The sequence below is a fragment of the Vibrio sp. ZOR0018 genome, from assembly GCF_963865925.1.
Taxonomy (GTDB): domain Bacteria; phylum Pseudomonadota; class Gammaproteobacteria; order Enterobacterales; family Vibrionaceae; genus Vibrio; species Vibrio anguillarum.
Genome location: NZ_CAWMCN010000112.1, coordinates 1 through 23496, shown reverse-complemented (window position 1 = coordinate 23496; position 23496 = coordinate 1). Strand labels below are relative to the sequence as shown.

Sequence of the window (23496 nt, the reverse complement as noted above, 5' to 3'; positions counted from 1 at the left end):
CAAAATCGTCCCGAACGGGCACTTTAAATAACAAAAGCAAGGTTGGCAAAAACCAATTATTGCCAGATGCACATGAATAAAAACGACTATACACCACGCGAAAATCGCGTTTACCAAGACTTAGCTCTAAATATTATCACTCGTGATGAACACAATATTTCGCGCAAGCAAATCAGCGATAATGCGCTCAAGGTGCTATACCGACTTCATGGCGCAGGTTTTGACGCCTATTTAGTCGGTGGTGGAGTACGCGACCTACTATTAGGTGAGACACCAAAAGATTTTGATATCGCCACTAATGCAACACCAGAGCAAATACGCCAACAGTTTCGCAATTGCCGCTTGATCGGCCGTCGCTTTCGCTTAGCGCACATCATGTTTGGCCGCGACGTAGTGGAAGTGGCGACTTTCCGTGGACACCATCAAGAGCCGAGCCAAAACGTCTCAGCACAATCTGAAGCGGGTATGCTGCTGCGTGATAACGTCTACGGCACCATTGATGAAGATGCAGAACGCCGGGACTTCACGATTAACGCCATGTATTACAACATCGGTGATTACAGCATTCATGATTATGCTGGCGGCATGGACGACTTAGAAGATAAGCTCATCCGCTTAATTGGCGATCCTGAAACGCGCTACCGTGAAGACCCAGTGCGCATGTTGCGTGCCATTCGTTTTGCGGCCAAGCTCGATTTCGATATCGAAGAAGAGACTGCCGACCCAATCGAACATCTTGCTCCTTTACTGCAAGATATTCCTGCGGCACGTTTGTACGAAGAATCGCTAAAGATGCTGCAAACCGGCCACGGTTTAGAAACCTACCACTTAATGCGTGAGTACAACCTGTTCCAGCAGTTGTTCCCTGTGATAGCTCAAGAGTTCACTCCAAACTACGACTCGCACACAGAACAGATGTTGGATCTGGTCTTAGATTCAACCGACCTGCGTATTGAAGAAGGTAAACGCATCAACCCAGCCTTCATGTTTGCTGCCATGTTCTGGTACCCGACGGTGAAACTGGCTGATGCGTTAATGCAGCAGCGTAATTTCGCCTATTACGACGCCGTCATGGAAGCGAGTAACCTCATCCTTGACCAAGTGGTGAAAACCCTTGCCATACCTCGTCGTCATACCGCGACAATTCGCGAAATTTGGCAATTGCAGTTGCGCTTACCACGTCGCAATGGGAAACGCGCCTTCCGCCTTATGGAGCTCAACAAATTCCGAGCGGGTTTTGATTTTCTACAAATGCGTGGCGAGATCGAAGGCGGAGAGACGAAGAAACTGGCTGACTGGTGGACAACGTTTGAAAGCGCCGGGCGAGATATGCGCCAAGCGATGGCAAATGATTTGGAAAGTGGCGCAAGTAACAAACCCAATGTACGCCGCCGCAGAAGCCCACGTAATAAAAAGAGCCGCCCAGAATCATGATTCTCGTTTATATTGCTGTTGGCAGTAATTTAGGCGACCCAATCGCGCAAGCTAAGCAGGCCATTGAAGCCTTGAAATGTTTGCCACACTCTCGATTTTTAAGCGCCTCATCCTTGTACAGTAGTACACCGATGGGGCCACAAAACCAGCCCGATTACATCAATGCGGTGGTTGCGATAGAAACCGATTTAACGCCACTTGAACTGCTCGATTGCACCCAAAATATCGAGTTAGAGCAAGGGCGAGTTCGCAAAGAAGAACGTTGGGGGCCAAGAACACTCGATCTGGATATTCTTCTTTACGGCAATGAGGTGATCGATTCAGAGCGATTGACCATTCCTCACTACGGAATGAAAGTACGTGAATTCGTGCTCTATCCGCTCGCCGAAATTGCACCAAGTTTACAACTCCCTGATGGGACTGAGCTTAATCAACTGTTACCGCTCGTCGAACGTAACGGGCTCGGTATTTGGCACTCGCCAGCGCCTCGTAAGGACATTTAATGAAAAAAATCACCATAAACGATCTGATCCAATGGAAACAACAAGGTCGTAAATTTGCAACCGTCACCGCGTATGACGCAAGCTTTGCTCAGCTTTTTGAAAGCCAAGAGATGCCTGTATTATTAGTGGGCGATTCTCTAGGCATGGTGCTACAAGGTCACACAGATACCCTACCCGTCACCGTTGAAGAGATTGCCTACCATACACGCAGCGTGCGTGCTGGTAGCCCTAACTGTTTATTAATGGCTGATATGCCTTTTATGAGCTATGCCACACCACAACAAGCCTGTGAAAGCGCCGCTAAATTGATGCAAGCGGGTGCAAATATGGTCAAAATCGAAGGTGGTGATTGGCTAGTAGAAACGGTGAAAATGCTGACTGAACGCGCGGTTCCGGTTTGCGCACACCTTGGTTTAACACCACAATCGGTCAATATTTTTGGTGGCTATAAAGTACAAGGCCGCGACCAAGAAAAAGCAGACCGAATGGTCAAAGACGCGTTGGCGCTCCAAGAAGCAGGCGCACAAATTGTGTTATTAGAGTGTGTACCGGCCAGCCTAGCAGCGCGAATTACCGAAGTGCTTGATGTGCCAGTGATTGGCATTGGCGCAGGTAACGTGACCGATGGACAAATTCTAGTAATGCACGATATGTTCGGAATTTCGGCGAATTACATGCCAAAATTCTCGAAAAACTTTCTTGCTGAAACAGGGGATATGCGTAAAGCCGTCGCAAAATACATCGCAGATGTAGAAAGTGCCGCTTTCCCTGATGACGCTCATACCATCGCCTAAAGGAGATATTCATGCAAACTTTTGCTGACATTTCAGCTCTTCGCGAGCAGATCAAACAGTATAAGCGTGAAGGCCGCCGAGTCGCTTTTGTGCCGACCATGGGCAATTTACATGAAGGCCACTTAACCCTAGTGCGTAAAGCACGTGAAGAGGGCAATGTGGTCGTGGTCAGTATTTTTGTTAACCCGATGCAATTTGACCGCGCGGATGACTTAAATAACTACCCGAGAACACTGGATGAAGACTTAAGTAAACTCAACGCAGAAGCGGTTGATTTGGTCTTTACCCCAACCCCAGAAATAATGTACCCGCAAGGATTAGAAAAACAGACCTTTGTTGAAGTACCGGGGCTTTCTCATATGCTCGAAGGCGCATCAAGACCAGGGCATTTCCGTGGCGTTGCAACCATAGTCGCTAAGCTGTTCAACATAGTGCAGCCGAATGTTGCCTGTTTTGGTGAAAAAGATTTTCAACAGTTAGCGGTGATCCGCCAAATGGTCAGCGATCTTTGTATGGATATTGAGATTGTCGGCGTCCCTACCGTCCGTGAAATGGATGGCTTGGCGATGAGTTCACGTAACGGCCTGCTGACGTTGGATGAACGCCAACGTGCGCCTGTCCTTGCTCGCACCATGCGTTGGATAAGCAGTGCACTGCGTGGTGGCCGCGACGATTACGCCTCGATCATTGAAGATGCCAGTGACCAACTGCGCGCCGCAGGGCTACAACCTGATGAGCTGTTTATTCGCGATGCCAAAACGCTGCAACTGATCTCGAATGAGACCACACAAGCGGTGATCTTAGTGTCTGCATTTCTGGGTAAAGTACGCTTAATCGACAACCAAGTGTTGGAATTTAGCGCCGAAACGAAAGCGGACCCTGAAGAAGAGTAATTGCTATTTCAAGTGATGACTCATTTTCACTTCAAAACCATATATTGAAAAGGTCGCCCATAAGGAGCGACCTTTTTTGTCTCGTTATTTAACTGAGTCGAACGCGATTGTCGGAGAACAATATAGTTTGATCATTTTTGAGGTTCGTTACTACTACTGAGATTAATGAAATGACAATAAATAGAGATTAATTTCTAGCTCATTTTTGGACAAAAACTGTTTCAGCAAACCACGTCGATCATCATAAATGGCTTACTCCCAACGCTCACAAACTAATTCCCTCCCCTTCAAGGGGAGGAACTATTAAGTCCTTAACCCGATACCACGCGAAACCAGATAATGCGCAACCCCATACAGCGCCACTACAAAAATACCAAGCACACTGAACGAGGTAACAATTCCCACATCCGACACACCAAGAAAACCGTAACGGAAGGCATTAACCATGTAGACGATTGGGTTGATTTTCGATACCGCTTGCCAAAAGTCAGGCAATAGGCTGATCGAATAAAATACCCCACCCAAGTAGGTTAATGGCGTCAATACAAAGGTAGGAATAATCGAAATGTCATCAAAGGTTTTAGCAAAAATGGCGTTAATCATGCCGCCTAAAGCGAACACAACAGAGGTGAGAAAAACCGTCGCCGCAATGATCCCCCAATGATCCACCTTGAGATCAACAAAGAATAGCGACACAAAGGTCACTATTATGCCCACCAACAAGCCACGCACTACCCCGCCCATCACAAATCCGGCGATAATGACGTAATTAGGTACAGGCGCAACTAACAACTCTTCGATGTTTTTCTGAAACTTCGCACTAAAGAAAGAAGAGGCGACGTTCGAGTATGAGTTAGTGATCACCGACATCATGATTAAGCCCGGGACAATATATTCCATATAGCTAAAGCCGTTCATCTGGCCAATACGCGAACCAATTAGGTTGCCAAAAATAATGAAATAGAGCGTCATGGTGATGGCTGGCGGTACTAAGGTTTGCACCCAAATACGCGTAAATCGGTTGATTTCTTTAGTCAGCAAACTGCAAAAAGCCGTCCAATATAAACGATACATCATGATTATCCTCGGCTTTGCTGTTGAACAATGCTGACAAACAGCTCTTCAAGGCGGTTCGCTTTGTTACGCATCGAAAGCACCGTAATTCCCTGTTCTGTTAACTGTGAAAAGACTGAATTTAGCCCTTTCGTTTTCTCCAACTCAATTTGTAACGAACCGTTGAGCATGGTTTGCGAGATCACACCACTGAGTTGTGGCGCTGGCGGAGAATTCTCTGCGATATCTAAAATAAAGGTTTCGAGCTGTAATTTGGCCAGCAAATCCTTCATCGAGGTATTTTCAATAAGCTCACCTCGGTTAATAATGCCGATATTGCGGCACAGCATCTCCGCTTCTTCTAAATAGTGCGTGGTTAAGATAATGGTGATCCCTTGCGCGTTAATCTCAGTTAAGAACTCCCACATCGAGCGGCGCAGTTCAATATCCACACCGGCGGTAGGTTCATCTAAAATCAGCAACTTAGGCTCATGCATTAAGGCTCGAGCAATCATCAAACGACGTTTCATACCACCAGAAAGATTACGTGCACGCTCTTTACGTTTTTCCCACAAATCGAGTTTTGAGAGGTACTTCTCTGCCCTCTCTTTCGCTAACGCTTTCGTCACGCCGTAATACCCAGCTTGCTGCAACACAATTTGCTCAACCGTTTCAAACTGGTTGAAGTTAAACTCCTGCGGCACTAAACCAATATGTTGCTTGGCCAGTTCAAGATCTTTGTCAATATCAAAACCAAACACTTTAACGGTGCCAGAGGTTTTATTGACCAGCGAAGAGATAATGCCAATGGTGGTTGATTTCCCGGCCCCATTGGGCCCAAGCAGTGCGTAAAAATCGCCTTTTTCAACCTGTAAACTCACCCCTTTTAGGGCCTCAAACCCACCAGCGTAAGTTTTTCGTAATTGTTCTATTTCTAATGCGTACATTCCACGGATCACTCTTTGTGATGTTAACCTATCCAATGTGCTGCTAAGGCTCGCGTTTTTCAACCCAATATTAGAAATTGATAAAATAAAAAAACGCAGATCCAGCGATCTGCGTAATTCATTCTTGCACAACCTTAACGCTTAACGATTTTGGGCTACCTGCTTAACCGCAGCATTGAGCGCTTCATAACGAAACGAAAAAGTCTGCTCGGTTGGCACCAGATCCAAAATATGAAACTTTTCCAGTTGCTGTTTGGTGTGCACATTTGGGCAAAGTAAGTAGACCGCGCAGTGGGCATCTAAGGCATCATTAATCGCGTTTTCTAAAGCAAGCCCAACCGTCACATCAATCATAGGTACATCAGTAAGATCTAAAATCATCGCTTCATAGTCACTGATGTGATTGTGCTGGCGAGCGATCGCTTTAGATACACTAAAAATCATCGGCCCTGAGAGATAAAAAAACAGCACCTTACCATTGGCTTGATCCAATAAAGCTCGTTCGCTATCAGTCAATGGCACATCGTTTTCATCAGCATCACTAATGGCTTTCACTTGGCGAGCTTGCTCGCGGCTCAAGCGTTCTATGATCAAAATATTTGAGATAAAAACGCCCAAGCCAACCGCAACAATCAAATCGACAAAGACAGTTAACAGCATCACGCCATACATGATGGCCATCCCCTGCACACTCACTTTATGCGCGCGTTGGATAAAGCTCCAATCAAGAATATTAAAACCAACATACACTGCAATCCCTGCCAATACAGCCATTGGAATCGGTTCGGTTAAGCCTCCCGCCACCAATACCACTAAGGCTAATACTAAGGCACGAACTACACCAGACAGAGGAGAACGCGCGCCGACCTGAATATTGGTCACCGTCCCCATGGTTGCACCTGCACCCGGCAACGCACCCAATAAACCCGCGATCATATTAGCCAGCCCTTGCCCTCGCAGTTCTTTATCGGAATCATGCTCTTTACGCGTTAGAGAATCGCCAATTACCGCGGTGAGCAACGTATCAATGCAGCCGAGCGTACCGAGTACTAAAGCGTCAATCACCATGGTGGTGAACATCTCGGCATTAAAGGTTGGAATAACAAAAGAGGGTAAGCCAGCAGGGATCACACCAATACGGCGGATCTCATCGCTATCAAATAACAGTACCGAAACAAGCGTCACGCCGACTAAAGCGACCAATTGAACGGGCACTTGTTTGCGATATTGAGCCGGGAGAAAAAATAAAATGCCTAAGGTTAACAAACCAAGAAAGAGCTCACTGAACTTCATCTGGCTAATGATCTCGGGCAACGCGGTTAACGTTCCCATCACTCCCCCAGCGGGAGCCGCCTGACCAAGCAGCGGTGACAACTGCAGGATAATCAAAATCACCCCAATTCCTGACATAAAGCCAGAGATCACGCTATAGGGCATTAAGGTGATGTATTTCCCAAGTTTTAAAGTGCCAAGTACAATCTGAAAAGCGCCTGCCATCATGACAACCGTGAAGCTAACTGCAAGCCCCGTTTCAGGATAACGTGCCACCATGCTGGTTAAAATGGCCGTCATAATGACCGTCATTGGCCCTGTGGGTTCAGAAATTAATGTAGATGAACCACCAAACAAGGCAGCAAACAGCCCCACCAATATTGCTCCCCAAAGCCCTGCTTCTGCACCCGCACCAGACGCCACACCAAAAGCCAAGGCAAGTGGCAGTGAAATAATCGCGGTCGTGACGCCACCAAAGACGTCACCTTTTAGGTCGATATCGGCAAAACGGCCTCTAAACACAATGCTTTTCCTCATACTCAAAATAGGTTGTCTCACTCTAACAAATCATCATTCTAATCATTAACCATTATTTTACATGTGATTGATTCTCTGTTGACCATCCAAATAGCGATGGAAGCAGTTTAATTTTTTTACTAGGAAAACTCGTCAGATGAGTGAGTGTTTTGTCATTTTATAAGAGAACAGAATTGTAACATTGTGTATAGTCAGGCCTATTCTTGCGCATTACCATTGATGCGATTGAACTATTTTTAAGGGAAGTGAGATGCCAGAACTGAAACAGCTTTTTGAAAATAACTCACGTTGGTCTGAATCGATTAAGGCTGAACGTCCTGAGTACTTTGCAAAACTCGCTCGCGGGCAAGACCCAGATTTTCTATGGATTGGTTGTTCTGATAGCCGAGTTCCGGCCGAGCGTTTGACTGGGCTTTATTCTGGTGAGCTGTTTGTACACCGCAACGTTGCAAACCAAGTGATTCACACTGACCTTAACTGCCTTTCTGTGGTGCAGTACGCGGTTGACGTACTGAAGGTCAAGCACATCATCATCTGTGGACACTATGACTGCGGTGGCGTCAACGCAGCGATTGATAACCCACCGCTGGGCTTGATCAACAACTGGTTACTGCACGTGCGTGACTTATACCTTAAACACCGTACCTACTTAGATGCGATGCCAGAACAGGATAAAGCCGACAAATTGTGCGAAATCAACGTTGCCGAGCAAGTGTATAATTTAGGTAACTCAACCGTACTGCAAAACGCATGGGAGCGCGGCCAAGATGTCGAGCTGCATGGCGTGGTCTACGGTATTGAAGACGGACGTTTGGAATACTTAGGCGTTCGCTGCGATTCACGTGAGCGAGTCAACGACACCTATCAAAAAGCGATGGAAAAAATTCTTAATGCGCAACATAACTTGCTGTGTCGATAACAGCGTATTAATTGCCGTGAAAACTGATAGTTAAAAATATAGAATGCCCACTATTTAGTGGGCATTCTATTATCGCTGGCAAAATTACGCTTGCGGCACAACTTTACCAATGTAAGGTAGGTGACGATATTTTTGCGCGTAGTCAATACCTACGCCCACGACAAATTCATCTGGGATTTCAAAACCGATCCACTTGACCTCTACAGGTACTTCACGGCGTGAAGGCTTATCCAGTAAAGTACAAATGTGAATGGATTTAGGTTCACGTAAAGACAAAATTTCTTTTACTTTATTTAGTGTATTACCCGTATCAATAATGTCTTCTACCAGCAACACATCTTTACCTTTAATGTCATCATCCAGATCTTTCAGAATGCGCACATCACGTGAGCTTTGCATCGTGTTGCCATAGCTTGACGCGGTCATAAAATCGACTTGATGAACTAAGTCGATCGCGCGAGCTAAGTCTGCCATGAAGACAAATGAGCCGCGCAACAAGCCCACTAGCACCAGATCTTCACTACCTTGGTAATGCTCTGTGATTTGTTTGCCTAATTCACGAATTCGTTCCTGAACCACTTGCTCAGAAATCATCACTTCAACTGTATGTTTCATACTGTTCTCTTTTCGGGTGATGCGACACGCTACGATCATCGCAGTTTAATGATGGCGTCGCGTAACTAGCTTGGCGCGTATAGTACCACTGCCACACAGGATAGTTAAATAATTAGCAAAACTCTGGATATGATGAAATAAAGCTCCTACGCTGCCGCAGACACTCTCACCACAAATACGCCACATCAATAAAAGCTACAATAAAACACGTTGAATCTGATGGGATTTAACACGATCGCACAAAAAACAAACTCGAAACGTTGACCTCAACCATATGCAGCAGTACACTCATAAAGCTTTAAAGCAACTAACAAAATAATCATTAGAGCGAAAAGCTCAATTCAACAGTCATTGGCAAGGATTAACAACTCATGGAAACATCGATAGAAAAACGCCCCAGAACTCGCTTATCACCACAAAAACGCAAACTTCAACTGATGGAAATCGCCCTTGAAGTGTTTGCAACACGGGGAATAGGCCGAGGTGGCCACGCAGATATTGCTGAAATCGCCCAAGTTTCAGTCGCTACTGTCTTTAACTACTTTCCAACCCGAGAAGATTTAGTCGACGACGTACTCACTCATGTTGTACGTCAGTTTTCAAACTTCCTCGCAGATAATATTGATCTTGATTTGCATGCGAAAGATAACTTAACCAACATCACCACTAAGATGATTTCTCTTGTGATTGAAGATTGTCACTGGTTAAAAGTATGGTTTGAATGGAGCGCTTCAACGCGCGAAGAAGTGTGGCCACTTTTTGTCTCCACCAACCGTACTAATCAACTTTTGGTACAAAATATGTTTATCAAAGCCATTGAACGTGGCGAAGTGTGCGATCAACATGAGCCAGAACATCTTGCTACGCTCTTTCTTGGTATCTTCTACTCACTATTTGTACAAGCAAATCGCATACAAGACGAAGCCAGCATGGGTGTACTCGTGAAAAGCTACCTCAGCATGCTCTGCATCTATAAAAAAGATCACTAGGCTTAACTTCCTAGTCTCTGAATTATGAGCATAAAAAAACCGCTGAGTTCAGCGGTTTTTACTATTTAACTAACCAGCAATTTAACGCATCAGCGTTGAAGTTACTTTTTTTTCTTCGCTTTTGCGTTTGGCAGATCAGTAATCGTGCCTTCAAATACTTCCGCAGCAAGGCCTACCGATTCATGTAACGTTGGGTGAGCATGAATCGTCAAAGCGATATCTTCTGCATCACAACCCATTTCGATAGCCAAACCGATTTCACCAAGCAGTTCGCCGCCGTTAGTACCAACGATAGCGCCACCAATCACGCGGTGAGTCTCTTTATCAAAGATAAGCTTAGTCATACCGTCAGCACAATCAGAAGCGATAGCACGGCCAGAAGCTGCCCATGGGAATGTCGCGACTTCGTAGTTAATGCCTTCTGCTTTGGCTTCTTTTTCAGTTTTACCAACCCAAGCCACTTCTGGCTCAGTGTACGCAATTGAAGGGATAACTTTAGGATCAAAGTAGTGCTTCTTACCAGAAATTACTTCTGCCGCTACGTGGCCTTCATGCACACCTTTGTGCGCCAACATTGGTTGACCAACGATATCACCGATCGCGAAGATATGAGGAACGTTAGTACGCATTTGCTTATCAACATTGATAAAGCCGCGCTCATCCACTTCAATACCTGCTTTTTCAGCATCCATCAGCTTACCGTTTGGTACGCGGCCGATAGCAACAAGAACGGCATCATAACGCTCAGCTTGCGCTGGTGCTTTTTTGCCTTCCATTGAAACGTAGATACCATCTTCTTTTGCTTCAACAGCGGTTACTTTGGTTTCAAGCATCAGGTTAAATTTGTCTTTGATACGTTTGGTGTAGACTTTAACCATGTCTTTATCCGCCGCTGGGATAAGTTGGTCAAACATCTCAACCACATCAATCTTAGAACCTAGCGAGTGGTAAACCGTCGCCATTTCTAGACCGATGATACCACCACCCATGATCAACAGTTTCCCAGGAACTTCTTTCAGTTCAAGTGCATCCGTTGAATCCCAAATGCGTGGGTCTTCATGAGGAATGAATGGCAGTTTAATTGGACGAGAACCAGCTGCAACGATGGCGTTATCAAAGTTAACCACGGTTTTACCGTCTTCACCTTCAACTTCAATGGCGTTAGGGCCAGTAAATTTGCCGAAACCGTTCACGACAGTCACTTTGCGCATCTTCGCCATGCCGCCAAGACCGCCCGTTAACTGGTTGATAACTTTTTCTTTCCAAAGGCGGATTTTATCGATGTCCGTTTGTGGTTCACCAAACACAATACCGTGCTGGGCCAATGCTTTCGCTTCTTCGATAACTTTTGCAACGTGCAGCAACGCTTTTGATGGGATACAACCCACGTTCAAACACACACCGCCAAGGGTGCTGTAGCGTTCAACAAGTACTGTTTCAAGACCTAAGTCTGCACAGCGGAATGCAGCGGAGTAACCAGCAGGACCGGCACCAAGTACGACGACTTGGGCTTTGATTTCTTTGCTCATTTTGACCTCTTGTAGTCATTATCCCTAACAGGCTGAGTGGATGTTCTCGTTGTTTTTAGTGTTTAATCCAATGAATTAAACCCATGACTGAGCCAATTACTTAAAACAAATGAATTAAAACGAATTATTTTCAGACCGCAACAGTTTACAGAGATGTTAATGGTGTGAAAAGTAAATCCATTTAGCCTGTGAGCTAGACGACAATTCGATTAAGAAAAAACCCTTCATAATCCAATTGTTCAATTATTCGTGTTAACAAGGGCGGCTTTAACGGCCGCCCTCTCTTTCACTAAACTTGGCTTACAGAACCAGACGACGAATGTCTGATAGCGCGCCATTTAGGAATGAGATGAAACGCGCACCTTCCGCACCATCAATCACACGGTGATCGTATGACAGTGATAGTGGCAGTTGTAGGCGTGGTTCGAACTCTTTACCGTTCCACACTGGCTTAAACTCAGACTTAGATACCCCAAGGATACCGACTTCTGGCGCGTTAACGATAGGCGTAAACGCTGTACCGCCGATGCCACCTAAGCTAGAGATAGTGAAACAGCCACCTTGCATGTCTGCAGCGGTCAGTTTACCTGCACGGGCTTTCTTCGATACTTCAGCCAGCTCTCTTGATAGCTCATAAATGCCTTTTTTGTTCACATCTTTGAAGACAGGAACAACAAGACCATTTGGCGTATCAACAGCAATGCCCACGTTCACGTACTTCTTCAGAATCAAGCTTTCGCCATCTTCAGAAAGTGAAGAGTTAAACGATGGGAATGCTTCTAGTGCTTTCGCTACCGCTTTCATGATGAACACCAGTGGGGTGATCTTCATGCCAGTGTCGTTCTTCGCTTCAATCGCATTTTGCTCTTTACGGAAGTTCTCAAGCTCGGTGATATCCGCATTATCCCATTGGGTAACGTGTGGGATCATCACCCAGTTACGATGCAAGTTAGCACCAGAGATCTTCTTAATACGTGAAAGCGGTTTTACTTCTGTGTCACCAAACTTGCTGAAGTCCACTTTTGGCCAAGGTAGCAAGCCAAGCGCGGCGCCATCACCTTTACCAGAAGCCACTGCGGCAGAACCCGATTCAAGACGCTTCAGCGCTTCTTTCACGTAGTTTTGCACGTCTTCTTTTAGGATGCGGCTCTTACGGCCAGAACCTTTAACTTTCGCTAGGTTAACACCAAATTCACGCGCAATACGGCGTACAACCGGTGATGCGTGAGAGTACTCATTGTTCTCTTCAAACTCGGCAGGTGCTGCCACCGCTGATTTTACCGCTTCCGCTTTTGGCGCTGATGCGGCTGGAGCCGCTGCTTGCGCAGGGGCCGCTACGGCAACGGGCGCTGCACCGGCAACTTCAAACACCATGATAAGAGAGCCTGTTGACACTTTATCGCCAGCTGCAACTTTGATCTCTTTCACAACACCAGCAAACGGCGCAGGAACTTCCATTGATGCTTTATCGCCTTCAACGGTGATAAGAGACTGCTCTTCACTCACGGTATCGCCAACCGCCACCATGATTTCCGTCACTTCGACTTCATCACCACCGATATCCGGTACGTGGATCTCTTTTGCTGCCGAAGCGGCTGGTGCTGCAGCTACAGGTGCTGCCACTTGAGCAGAGGCTGCCGCCGGAGCGGAACCCGCCACTTCAAAGATCATCACCAGTGAGCCTGTCGATACTTTATCGCCAGCGGCCACTTTGATCTCTTTCAGTACACCAGCAAATGGAGCAGGTACTTCCATTGAGGCTTTGTCACCTTCAACCGTCAGTAGAGATTGCTCTTCTGCGATTGAATCGCCGACTGCGACCATGATTTCAGTGACTTCCACTTCATCACCGCCGATATCTGGCACGTGAACTTCTTTAAGCTCAGCGACAGCCGCGGCAGCAGGAGCCGCAACTGGTGCAGCTTCCACTGCTGGCGCTGCGACCGCTGCGCCTTCTGCTTCAAAAATCATGATAAGTGAACCGGTCGATACTTTATCGCCAGCGACTACTTTGATTTCTTTTACAATACCCGCTTGAGAAGCCGGTACTTCCATAGAAGCCTTATCACCTTCTACAGTAATAAGAGATTGCTCTTCTTCAACCTTGTCGCCAACGCTGACAAGAATCTCAGTAACTTCAACCTCATCCGCACCAATATCCGGTACATTAATTTCGATTGCCATTATTCTTTCCTACCTTAATTAAGCGTATAGCGGGTTTGTTTTTTCAGTATCGATGTTGAATTTCTTAATCGCTTCAACCACAACTGATTTCTCAACATCACCACGTTTCGCTAGTTCGCTTAGCGCGGCAACCACCACGTAACCTGCGTTCACTTCGAAGTGACGACGTAGGTTTTCACGGCTATCAGAACGACCAAAACCATCAGTACCTAGTACTTTGTATGATTCAGCCGGGATAAACGCACGCGCTTGCTCAGCGTAGTTCTTCATGTAGTCAGTTGCTGCGATGGCAGGCTCGCTGCCCATTACCGTTTGAATGTAAGGTACTTGCGGCTGCGCTTCAGGGTGAAGCATGTTGTAACGCTCACATGCTTGGCCATCACGAGTCACTTCATTGAATGATGTTACTGAGTAAACATCTGAAGCCACGCCGTACTCATCACTTAAGATTTGAGCCGCTTTGCGTACTTCGTTCATGATCGTACCTGAGCTCATTAACTGAACTTTACCTTTAGAGCCAATCGTTCCTTGTGGAGCGTAGCTTTCTAATTTGTAGATACCTTTACGAATACCTTCTTCAGCGCCTTGTGGCATTTCAGGCATTGCGTAGTTCTCGTTCATCAGCGTTAGGTAGTAGAACACGTTCTCTTGATCGCCATACATGCGGCGAATACCGTCTTGCATGATGACTGCAACTTCGTAAGCAAATGTTGGATCGTAAGAAAGACAGTTAGGAACCGTTGCCGCCAATATGTGCGAGTGACCATCTTCGTGCTGTAGACCTTCACCGTTCAGCGTAGTACGGCCAGCAGTAGCACCCAATAGGAAACCACGTGCTTGTTGGTCACCTGCCATCCATGCCATGTCGCCAACGCGTTGGAAACCAAACATAGAATAGTAGATGTAGAACGGAATCATTGGCAGATCGTTTGTCGAGTATGAAGTTGCTGCAGCAACCCATGAAGACATAGCACCCAGCTCGTTGATCCCTTCTTGCAGTACCTGACCTGAAGTCGCTTCTTTATAGTAAGAAACGATGTCGCGGTCTTGAGGAGTGTAGTTCTGACCGTGTGGGTTATAGATACCGATTTGACGGAACAGACCTTCCATACCGAAAGTACGTGCTTCATCTGCAATGATTGGCACAATATTTTTACCAATGCTCTTATCTTTGAGCAAAATGTTCAACGCACGGACAAATGCCATTGTGGTTGAGATTTCACGTTTTTGCTCTTCAAGCAGAGGCTTGAACTCTTCAACCGCTGGAATCACAAGTTCTTGAGTGAACTTAGGCAAGCGTTGAGGTGTGTAACCTTTTAGCGCTTTACGGCGAGCGTGTAAGTATTCGTGCTCTTTCGAGCCTTCTGCCAATGTTAGGTATGGCAACTCTTTCACAGCTTCATCCGTCAGAAGATCTTGTAGACCAAGACGATCACGCAGTTGCAGCACGTGAGTCATGTCCATTTTCTTCACTTGGTGAGCGATGTTCTTACCTTCTGCCGCTTCACCCATGCCGTAACCTTTAACGGTCTTCGCCAGAATCACGGTTGGCTTGCCTTTCGTGTCTTGAGCATTAGTAAAGGCTGCGTACAGTTTAGAAGACTCGTGACCACCACGCTTGAGCGCGAAAATTTGATCGTCAGTCATATCAGCAACAAGCGCCGCTGTTTCTGGGTATTTACCAAAGAAGTGTTTACGCACGTAAGCACCATCTTTCGCTTTAAATGTTTGGTAGTCACCATCGATGGTTTCGTTCATCAACTGAAGCAGCTTACCTGTGGTGTCTTTCGCCAGTAGAGAATCCCAGTTGTTACCCCAAATCACTTTAACAACGTTCCAACCTGCGCCTTTAAATAGGCCTTCAAGTTCTTGGATGATCTTACCGTTACCCATGACTGGGCCGTCTAGACGTTGCAAGTTACAGTTGATAAGGAAACATAGGTTATCAAGCTTCTCACGAGCGGCGAATGAAATCGCACCGCGTGATTCTGGCTCATCCATCTCGCCATCACCTAGGAACGCGTATACACGCTGTTCAGAAGTGTCTTTCATACCACGGCCATCAAGATATTTGAGGAAACGCGCTTGATAGATTGCAGAAATTGGACCTAGACCCATAGATACGGTCGGGAATTGCCAGAATTCAGGCATCAATTTCGGGTGTGGGTAGGAAGGAATACCTTTGCCATCCACTTCTTGGCGGAAATTGTCAAGTTGCTCAGCCGTTAGGCGGCCTTCAACGAACGCACGTGCGTAGATCCCTGGAGAGATGTGACCTTGATAATAAACCAAGTCACCGCCATCTTTTTCATTAGGCGCACGGAAGAAGTGGTTAAAACATGTTTCGTAGAACGAAGCAGAAGACTGGAATGACGCCATGTGGCCGCCAAGATCGAGGTCTTTTTTCGATGCACGTAGAACGATCATAATCGCGTTCCAACGGATGATTGAGCGAATGCGACGCTCAAGCGTTGTGTCACCTGGGTATGCTGGTTCTTGCGCAGCTGGAATGGTGTTGATGTAGTTCGTGGTAATACCGGTTGGCATATCAACACCGTCTAGACGTGCTTTATCTAGAATTTGCTCAAGTAAGAACTGAGCGCGTTCTACACCTTCTTCACGTACAACTGACTCAAGGGCGGCTAGCCATTCCTGAGTTTCCAGTGCATCTACGTCATGCTTCATGTCAGACATGGCGATCTATCCTTCTATTGGTTGGATCTATAAAACAAGCAATTCGCCGTAGGTTACGACTCATTACCCTGCTGAATTCGGCGCAACGAACGCTCACGACGAGACTCTTCTTTGGTCAAATCCAGCAATGTTTCTTCGATATAAGCTAAGTGAGAATGGGACATTTCGCGCGCCTTTTCCGGCTGACCAGAAACGATCGCATCCACGATATTAGCTCGGTGTCTACTTACTTTCTCCACCACTTCATGGCGGCGGTGTAATAGTTTTAAATTCTGTAGAACATTTTGCTCAAGCAAAGGAGCGAGGCTGCGAACAATATGCAAAAGCACCACGTTGTGGGCCGCTTCAGTGAGAGCGACTAAAAACGCGACCACCGCAGACGCTTCTGCTTCGACCTCTTTTTTCGCTTGTTGTTCACCAATTCTCGCCAAACAGGCTTGAATGCGAGCAAAATCTTCCTCAGTACCACGCAATGCTGCGAAATAAGCTGAAATACCTTCCATCGCGTGGCGCGATTCCAATAGATCGAGCTGGGTTTCAGAGTGGCTAGACAATAAATTTAGCAGAGGATCAGAGAAACTCTGCCAAATGTTCTCACTGACAAACGTACCTCCACCTTGACGGCGGGTTAATAAACGCTTGGCTTCGAGGCGTTGAATGGCTTCACGAATGGATGGACGAGACACCTCGAACTGTTTTGCCAGTTCTCGTTCTGGAGGCAATTGTTGCCCCGGAGAGAGTGTTCCTTCCACGATCAGCCTTTCTAACTCCTGTTCAATTACATCAGAGAGTTTTGGCTGACGAATCCTTTGATAAGCCATAATTTATTATTCTTCTACTCTTTGCAGTCAATTGGTAATACCAATTTCAAGTTGGTGCAGAAATTAACATAATTAAAACGTAGCTGTCCAGCCAAAAGTTGACCTAAATCATAGAACGGACCACACTTAAACACTTTGATAACAATAGTCGATTAAAACAGCAATATTATTGGTCAGACCAATTACAAAATGAATACAGATGGGAAAATGATAGGCTAGAAATGGGGAAAAATTCGTTGTCATCTACCCTTTCTAGAGAAAACATTCTTTGGCTCCTCCCCCTTCTAGGGGAAAGCTGGGAGGGGGTGTAATTCGAAAAACACAATATCAATCAAAAGATATACCCCACCCTAGCCCTCCCCTTGAAGGGGAGGGAATGTAAGAGCAAACATTCGTTGAGATCTCCCCTTTCTAAGGGAGGGAAGATCATGTCACGCATCGAAAGAAGAGAAATATCAAGCCGTTACTTCGCTTCGAGGTGATCAATCATCAATTGCAGTGACTGATTGCCGCGAAACTCATTAATATCAAGCTTATACGCAAGGCGCACCGTTTTCACCGACGCATCTGGCCAGCGTCTTAAATCGACATTAAAAGCGATACCATCGATCATAATGTTGGTTGGGTGGCCTTTGAATAACGGCTCAAGCATCAGTTTCAAATGCTTTTCCCCCACCAGTTTTTGGTGCAGTAGTTTGAACTCACCGTCAAAGAGAGGTTCAGGAAACGCCTGCCCCCATGGGCCGCCGGAACGCAAGGTTTCAGCGGTGTGCATCGAGAACTCTTCAGGTGTTAACTCCCCGTCGGATAAAATCACGCCCTTGAGCGCGCTTTCATCTAACTCGCGACGTACAGCTTGATCAAACAGCTCAGCAAAACGCTCAAACTCTTTTTCGGCAATAGTTAAACCTGCCGCCATCGCGTGACCGCCAAATTTGGCGATTAAACCGGGGTTTTGTGTATCAATGCGATCAAGCACATCGCGCATGTGTAACCCAGCAACAGAGCGGCATGACCCTTTGATACTGCCATCGCCACCATCGGCAAACGCAATCACAGGGCGATGATATTTATCTTTAATACGTGAGGCTAAAATACCAATCACACCTTGGTGCCAATCGCGTTGAAACAGCACTAAACCGTGCGGCAATTCGCTATTTTCACTCAGTTGCAGGCGCTCACAAAAAGCCAGCGCCTCTTGCTTCATCCCCTCTTCAATCTCTTTACGAGTTTGGTTAAGGCTATCCAGCTCACTGGCCATTCGACGCGCAGCGTGAATGTCATTGCACATTAGCAGCTCAACGCCAAATGACATATCATCCAAGCGCCCTGCCGCATTGATGCGTGGCCCTAACGCAAAGCCAAAATCCGAGGCAACTAAACGCCTCGCGTCACGTTTAGCAACCTCAATCAAAGCTTGAATACCCGGCCTTGCATGCCCGGCGCGAATGCGTTGCAAACCTTGATACACTAAAATGCGGTTGTTTTCATCGAGCGGCACAACATCAGCGACAGTACCCAGTGCGACTAAGTCAATCAGCTCCATCAACTTGGGTTCACTCATACCTTGTCGAGTAAACCAGCCGTTTTTTCGCATATGCACGCACAGCGCCATCATCAAATAGAAAGCCACCCCTACGCCAGCTAATGCCTTCGAGGGAAACGGGCAGTTAGCCAAATTGGGATTCACCATCGCATCAACCTCTGGCAACTCGTGTCCCGGTAAATGGTGATCGGTCACCAAGACAGTCAATCCTTGCTGCTTGGCATAACGCACCCCGTCGATAGAGGAGACGCCGTTATCGACCGTCATGATCATCTGCGCGCCAAGCTCAATCGCTTGATCGACCACTTCAGGGCTTAAGCCATAACCATCTTCAAAACGGTTAGGCACGAGATAGTCCACATTGTGCGATCCCAACATTCGCAACGCCAAAACAGATAAGGCGCAACTGGTTGCGCCATCAGCATCAAAATCCCCGACGACTATGATGCGCTGCTGCTGCTCGATGGCGTGAAAAAGTAGTTGTACCGCTTGCTCTATACCACCTAATTGTTGGTAGGAATGCAGTGCTTTCGCGGCCTTGTCGAGTTGTTCAAGGTTCGTGATACCACGGTTGATATAGATACGTTTAAGCAGTGTTGGAATCGTGTCAGGAAGTTGCGAAAGATCGGGGGCTGGTCTTTGTTTTATCTCAATCATAAATCAGCGGGCTCAAGAACACTCAAGCCCGACTCCTAAAGTTATTGAATCTGCTGAAGGCGTTGCAACAATTGCTCTGGTGGTAAATAACCGCCAACCATTTCGCCATTCGGTAGGAAAATCGCAGGCGTGCCGTTGATGCCTAACTCACGTCCGAGCTGATAGTGCTTGGTAATCAATTGCTTAGCCTGTTGAATGTTCTGTCCTGCTTCTGGCAATTGATGATTGGTTTTTGCCTCATTCATCGCTGCCATTTTATCATCTGCATTCCAGATAGCGGCCATCTGATCAGCTACCTGCCCCGTAACGCCTTGACGCGGGTAAGCCATGTAGCGCACGGTGATCCCTAGGTCGTTATACCCTTTCATTTGACTATGCAAGCGAGTGCAATAACCACAGGTAATATCAGTAAAAACAGTCACCACGTATTTTTCGTTGGCGGCTTTGTATTCGATCATACTCGATTCAAACTGCGCGATCTTCGCCGCATTAACCGGCGCTTGGCGTTTGGCTAACACATCGACATAACCACCATTCTTATCTAATTCATACAAGGTTCCGGCGATAAAATGGCTCGCGTCAGGCGCAGAAAACAGCACGCCACCGGAAGTTTGCACTTCAATCACTCCCGGAATATCAGAGGCTTGAACACTCAGCACTTCCAATCCGAGTTTAGAAAAACGTTGTTCAAAAACCGTTTTATCAAGCGCAGCCGCTTGCACAGCCGTTGACGTCACTTGCTCTGTGGTTTCGGCGTTACACGCCACAGCAAAAAGTGGCAATGTAAGAAGAGTCAGTTGGCGTAATACGCTCATTAAATTCACCTTTTCAAGCCCTTGGATGGTGCTCGCTATGTAATTGTTTAAGTCGCTCAGTCGCAACATGAGTATAAATTTGCGTGGTCGATAAGTCACTATGACCGAGCAGCATTTGCACTACACGCAAATCGGCACCGTAATTGAGTAGATGCGTGGCAAAAGCATGCCTTAATACGTGTGGAGAGAGTTTTTCCACATCGATTTGTGCGATCACTGCGTAGTGTTTAATTCGGTGCCAAAAGGTTTGACGAGTCATCTGCCTTGCTCGTCGGCTAGGGAAAACCACATCCGACGTTTGTTCGCCCAGCAGAGTAGACCGCCCTTGTTCAAGAAAAGTTTCAATCCAATCAACGGCATTTTCGCCCATCGGTACAAGACGCTCTTTGCCACCTTTACCAATCACTCTTACTACGCCTTGACGTAAACTGATATTTTCCATGGTCAGTGAAACCAATTCGGTCACCCGTAGCCCTGTTGCATACAAGAGTTCCAACATCGCTCTGTCACGTAATTCTAGAGGATTATTAGTATCGGGAGCATTCAATAGATCTTCCACTTGCTGCTCGGATAAATCTTTAGGCAGACGCTGTGGCAATTTAGGGCTAATTAAGAGCGCGCTCGGATCATCGCCGCGGAGTTTTTCACGGTGCAGATATTGAAATAAACGACGAATCGCCGACAACATACGTGCCCGCGAGGTTTGCTTATAGTCTTGATCAGCGAGCCACGCTTGGTACTGCTGCAAACCAGTGACACTAATAAAATCGAGGCGATAATTATTGTGCTGCATCCATTGCAACAATTTCGTCAGATCATTGCGATACGATGAGAGCGTGTTTTCAGCTAAACCACGCTCCATCCACATCGCATCTAAAAACTGTTCCACAACCCCTTGATCAGGAGAAATATATTCAGACACATCAAACCTCTGTGGTGAAAATCGAGTTGCTCAGGTTATGTGAGCTACTGGTTTAATACCATAAAAAAACATCATCGGCAGGATAATCGCTGCAAAGCGCGTCATTTTATGGTTAGAATTCACTATTCTTGATTTAAAACGAACACAAAATTATGAAGATCGGTCTTTTTTACGGCTCAACAACTTGTTATACCGAAATGGCAGCAGAGAAGATCCGTGCGCTCATCGGTGAGGATTTGGTGGAGATTCACAATGTGAAAGAAACGCCACTCTCTTTGATGAGCAACTATGATCTTTTAATACTGGGCATCTCAACTTGGGACTTTGGCGAAATCCAAGAAGATTGGAGCGCAATATGGGATCAAATCGGTGGCGTGTCGCTAAACGGCAAGTACGTCGCATTATTCGGCTTAGGCGATCAAGAAGGTTATGGCGAATGGTACCTCGATGCGATGGGGATGCTGCATGATGAGCTAAAACAAATTGGCGCTCAATTGATTGGCTACTGGCCCAACCAAGGCTACCATTTTGAAGCGTCAAAAGCCCTAACGAAAGATGGCCGCCACTTTGTTGGTCTCGCACTCGATGAAGATTCGCAATACGAGCAAAGCGACGAACGCATTCAATGCTGGGTTGAGCAAATTTTAGTGGAATATCACGATTCGATTTAATTCGTTGTTCGCTATTTGTTGTTAGTCATTTGTTGCCAACAAGGCTCGATAGCACCGCCAATCAAATACCAAACCGGGGTCAGTTTTGCGTAATGGCGCAATGTATTGATGCCCGGTGATGCGTTGATTGGTGATGAGCGGATAACGCCGCTGCAATGCACACGTCAAAGTCGCTAAGGCTTGATATTGCGCAGGAGTATAAGCCGTCTCATCGCTCCCTTCCAATTCAATCCCAATCGAATAATCATTGCATTTTGCACGACCAGCGAAGCTTGACTGGCCCGCATGCCAAGCTCTGGCATTAAATGGCACAAATTGCACTACTTCTCCCTCTCGCCGAATGAGGCAGTGAGCCGAGACGCGCATCTGGTGGATGGTTTGAAAAAAAGGGTGTTGATTCGGGTCAAGCGTGCCAGTGAAAAACTGCTCAATATATGGGCCGCCGAACTGGCCCGGAGGCAAGCTGATATTATGTACCACCAGCAATGAAATATCTTGCGCATCGCTTCGCTGATCATAAAACGGCGATGGCACTCGACGTGCGCTTTGATACCAACCCTTTTTATCGATCATCAGTTGCCCCCTTACACTCAAACAAAAATGAACCTTAGCCAGAGGAAATGCGAGATTAGTGGCTGAATTTGAGTAAAACTCAGCGTATCATTCTCACTCTGTTCAACACCATATTAGATTTGCGATGAAAAATACACACAACAGCCAACAACGCCTTGATTATCTGAAACAGCAACTCCCATTGGAAATTACTCGTACAGTTAGCGATGCACTCAGAGAAGATCTCGGTGGCAGCTTGGATGTGACTGCTGATATCACCGCAAACCTTATTCCAGCGGATGCGCGTAATAGCGCGACTCTCATCACCCGTGAACATGGCGTATTTTGTGGCCAAGCATGGGCAGAGGAAGTCTTCAAACAACTTGGTGGTGAAGTGAAAATTGACTGGCATGTCCAAGATGGTGATCAAGTTAAGCCAAACCAAGTTTTGTGCACTCTTGAAGGTCCAGCTCGCGCGCTGCTGACTGGTGAACGCAATGCGATGAACTTCATTCAAACCTTGTCAGGTTGCGCCAGCATTACTGCTCAGTATGCCAAACAGCTAGAAGGCACCGAATGCCGACTACTTGATACACGCAAAACTATCCCTGGCCTGCGCAGCGCACTAAAATATGCTGTCGCGTGTGGCGGCGGCTTTAACCATCGTATTGGCGTGTTTGATGCTTATTTAATTAAAGAAAATCATATCATTGCTTGTGGCGGTATAACCCAAGCCATCAGCACCGCTAAACAGCTCAACCCCGGTAAACCCGTCGAAGTCGAAACCGAAAGCTTGCAAGAGTTAGAAGAGGCGATTCAAGCGGGTGCTGACATCATTATGCTGGATAATTTTAGTATTGAGATGATGCGCGAAGCGGTAGCAATTAACGCAGGCCGCGCGGCTTTAGAAAATTCTGGTAACGTCACATTAGAAACCATTGGCAATTACGCGCGAACCGGTGTCGATTACATCTCAGTCGGCGCGCTGACTAAGCACATTAAAGCACTCGATCTCTCAATGCGCTTTCAGTAATTAATTACATCAATTATTGGAATAAAGATCAAAAATTTCAAATAGTTAAGGAAGCCGGACGAGCTAATGCCGTTCACTTAAGGTGAGCGGCATTGTATTTTCTAGGGTATCGGCTT

At 46.5% G+C, this 23496-nt stretch carries 20 protein-coding genes; 8 read left to right on the top strand and 12 right to left on the bottom strand.

The features are described 5' to 3' along the window. The first annotated feature begins 72 nt into the window (after positions 1–72). From pcnB to panC, 4 genes are read left to right on the top strand one after another with little or no spacing between them, the layout of a single operon-like run. A complete protein-coding gene (pcnB, locus tag AACR75_RS10325) occupies positions 73–1434 on the top strand; it encodes a polynucleotide adenylyltransferase PcnB (protein WP_170901161.1) in 1362 nt (453 codons plus the stop codon). Next, entirely contained in the window at positions 1431–1937 is a 507-nt protein-coding gene (folK, locus tag AACR75_RS10320; RefSeq protein ID WP_047690048.1) for a 2-amino-4-hydroxy-6-hydroxymethyldihydropteridine diphosphokinase, read from the top strand. The genes pcnB and folK overlap by 4 nt, the downstream gene beginning before the upstream one ends. Continuing rightward, entirely contained in the window at positions 1937–2731 is a 795-nt protein-coding gene (gene panB / locus AACR75_RS10315; protein ID WP_010319550.1) for a 3-methyl-2-oxobutanoate hydroxymethyltransferase, read from the top strand. The genes folK and panB overlap by 1 nt, the downstream gene beginning before the upstream one ends. A gap of 11 nt (positions 2732–2742) precedes the next feature. Beyond that, entirely contained in the window at positions 2743–3624 is an 882-nt protein-coding gene (gene panC, locus AACR75_RS10310) for a pantoate--beta-alanine ligase (RefSeq protein WP_010319549.1), read from the top strand. Positions 3625–3927: 303 nt separating this feature from the next. Here panC and AACR75_RS10305 read toward each other — a convergent pair whose 3' ends face one another. From AACR75_RS10305 to AACR75_RS10295, 3 genes are all read right to left on the bottom strand, one after another. Beyond that, positions 3928–4698 (bottom strand): ABC transporter permease, encoded by a 771-nt coding sequence (locus AACR75_RS10305; RefSeq protein WP_047690222.1) that lies wholly within the window; start codon positions 4696–4698, stop codon positions 3928–3930. Between the two features lie 5 nt (positions 4699–4703). Next, the gene (locus tag AACR75_RS10300) at positions 4704–5624 is read right to left on the bottom strand and encodes an ABC transporter ATP-binding protein (protein WP_026027559.1); all 921 of its coding nucleotides are present in this window, start codon (positions 5622–5624) and stop codon (positions 4704–4706) included. Positions 5625–5765: 141 nt separating this feature from the next. Continuing rightward, a complete protein-coding gene (locus AACR75_RS10295) occupies positions 5766–7433 on the bottom strand; it encodes a SulP family inorganic anion transporter (protein ID WP_047690045.1) in 1668 nt (555 codons plus the stop codon). Positions 7434–7683: 250 nt separating this feature from the next. Between AACR75_RS10295 and can the strand changes: the two genes are divergently transcribed. Further along, complete coding sequence (gene can, locus AACR75_RS10290) at positions 7684–8352, top strand: carbonate dehydratase (protein ID WP_013857670.1); 669 nt, start codon at positions 7684–7686, stop codon at positions 8350–8352. 84 nt (positions 8353–8436) lie between these two features. Here the strand turns inward: can and hpt are convergent, their stop codons facing one another. After that, positions 8437–8967 carry a hypoxanthine phosphoribosyltransferase gene (gene hpt, locus AACR75_RS10285; RefSeq protein WP_010319544.1) on the bottom strand — a complete coding sequence of 177 codons (531 nt, stop codon included), beginning with the start codon at positions 8965–8967 and terminating at the stop codon, positions 8437–8439. Positions 8968–9338: 371 nt separating this feature from the next. On the opposite strand from hpt, the gene AACR75_RS10280 reads away from it, so the two are divergent. Beyond that, positions 9339–9956 carry a LuxR/HapR/OpaR family quorum-sensing transcriptional regulator gene (locus AACR75_RS10280; protein ID WP_017043694.1) on the top strand — a complete coding sequence of 206 codons (618 nt, stop codon included), beginning with the start codon at positions 9339–9341 and terminating at the stop codon, positions 9954–9956. A 101-nt stretch (positions 9957–10057) separates the two neighbouring features. On the opposite strand, the gene lpdA is transcribed toward AACR75_RS10280, so the two are convergent. The 7 genes from lpdA to xerD all read right to left on the bottom strand — a co-directional run bounded on the left by lpdA (position 10058) and on the right by xerD (position 21124). Then, positions 10058–11485 (bottom strand): dihydrolipoyl dehydrogenase, encoded by a 1428-nt coding sequence (gene lpdA / locus AACR75_RS10275; RefSeq protein ID WP_013857673.1) that lies wholly within the window; start codon positions 11483–11485, stop codon positions 10058–10060. A gap of 300 nt (positions 11486–11785) precedes the next feature. Then, positions 11786–13669: a pyruvate dehydrogenase complex dihydrolipoyllysine-residue acetyltransferase gene (gene aceF, locus AACR75_RS10270; protein WP_047690043.1), complete on the bottom strand. Its 1884-nt coding sequence runs from the start codon at positions 13667–13669 to the stop codon at positions 11786–11788. 18 nt (positions 13670–13687) lie between these two features. Next, the gene (gene aceE / locus AACR75_RS10265; protein WP_047690041.1) at positions 13688–16363 is read right to left on the bottom strand and encodes a pyruvate dehydrogenase (acetyl-transferring), homodimeric type; all 2676 of its coding nucleotides are present in this window, start codon (positions 16361–16363) and stop codon (positions 13688–13690) included. Between the two features lie 53 nt (positions 16364–16416). Then, positions 16417–17184 carry a pyruvate dehydrogenase complex transcriptional repressor PdhR gene (gene pdhR, locus AACR75_RS10260; RefSeq protein ID WP_013857676.1) on the bottom strand — a complete coding sequence of 256 codons (768 nt, stop codon included), beginning with the start codon at positions 17182–17184 and terminating at the stop codon, positions 16417–16419. A 463-nt stretch (positions 17185–17647) separates the two neighbouring features. Then, positions 17648–19387, bottom strand: coding sequence for a single-stranded-DNA-specific exonuclease RecJ (recJ, locus tag AACR75_RS10255; protein ID WP_047690039.1), 1740 nt, complete (start codon positions 19385–19387; stop codon positions 17648–17650). Between the two features lie 41 nt (positions 19388–19428). Further along, positions 19429–20202 carry a thioredoxin fold domain-containing protein gene (locus tag AACR75_RS10250; protein WP_017045785.1) on the bottom strand — a complete coding sequence of 258 codons (774 nt, stop codon included), beginning with the start codon at positions 20200–20202 and terminating at the stop codon, positions 19429–19431. Positions 20203–20215: 13 nt separating this feature from the next. Beyond that, complete coding sequence (gene xerD / locus AACR75_RS10245) at positions 20216–21124, bottom strand: site-specific tyrosine recombinase XerD (protein ID WP_013857679.1); 909 nt, start codon at positions 21122–21124, stop codon at positions 20216–20218. 152 nt (positions 21125–21276) lie between these two features. Here xerD and fldB point away from each other — a divergent pair, with 152 nt between their 5' ends. Further along, the gene (fldB, locus tag AACR75_RS10240) at positions 21277–21795 is read left to right on the top strand and encodes a flavodoxin FldB (protein WP_013857680.1); all 519 of its coding nucleotides are present in this window, start codon (positions 21277–21279) and stop codon (positions 21793–21795) included. A 21-nt stretch (positions 21796–21816) separates the two neighbouring features. On the opposite strand, the gene ampD is transcribed toward fldB, so the two are convergent. Next, positions 21817–22368 carry a 1,6-anhydro-N-acetylmuramyl-L-alanine amidase AmpD gene (gene ampD / locus AACR75_RS10235; protein WP_202599069.1) on the bottom strand — a complete coding sequence of 184 codons (552 nt, stop codon included), beginning with the start codon at positions 22366–22368 and terminating at the stop codon, positions 21817–21819. A gap of 124 nt (positions 22369–22492) precedes the next feature. On the opposite strand from ampD, the gene nadC reads away from it, so the two are divergent. Continuing rightward, positions 22493–23380: a carboxylating nicotinate-nucleotide diphosphorylase gene (gene nadC, locus AACR75_RS10230; protein WP_047690035.1), complete on the top strand. Its 888-nt coding sequence runs from the start codon at positions 22493–22495 to the stop codon at positions 23378–23380. The last annotated feature ends 116 nt before the right edge of the window (positions 23381–23496 follow it).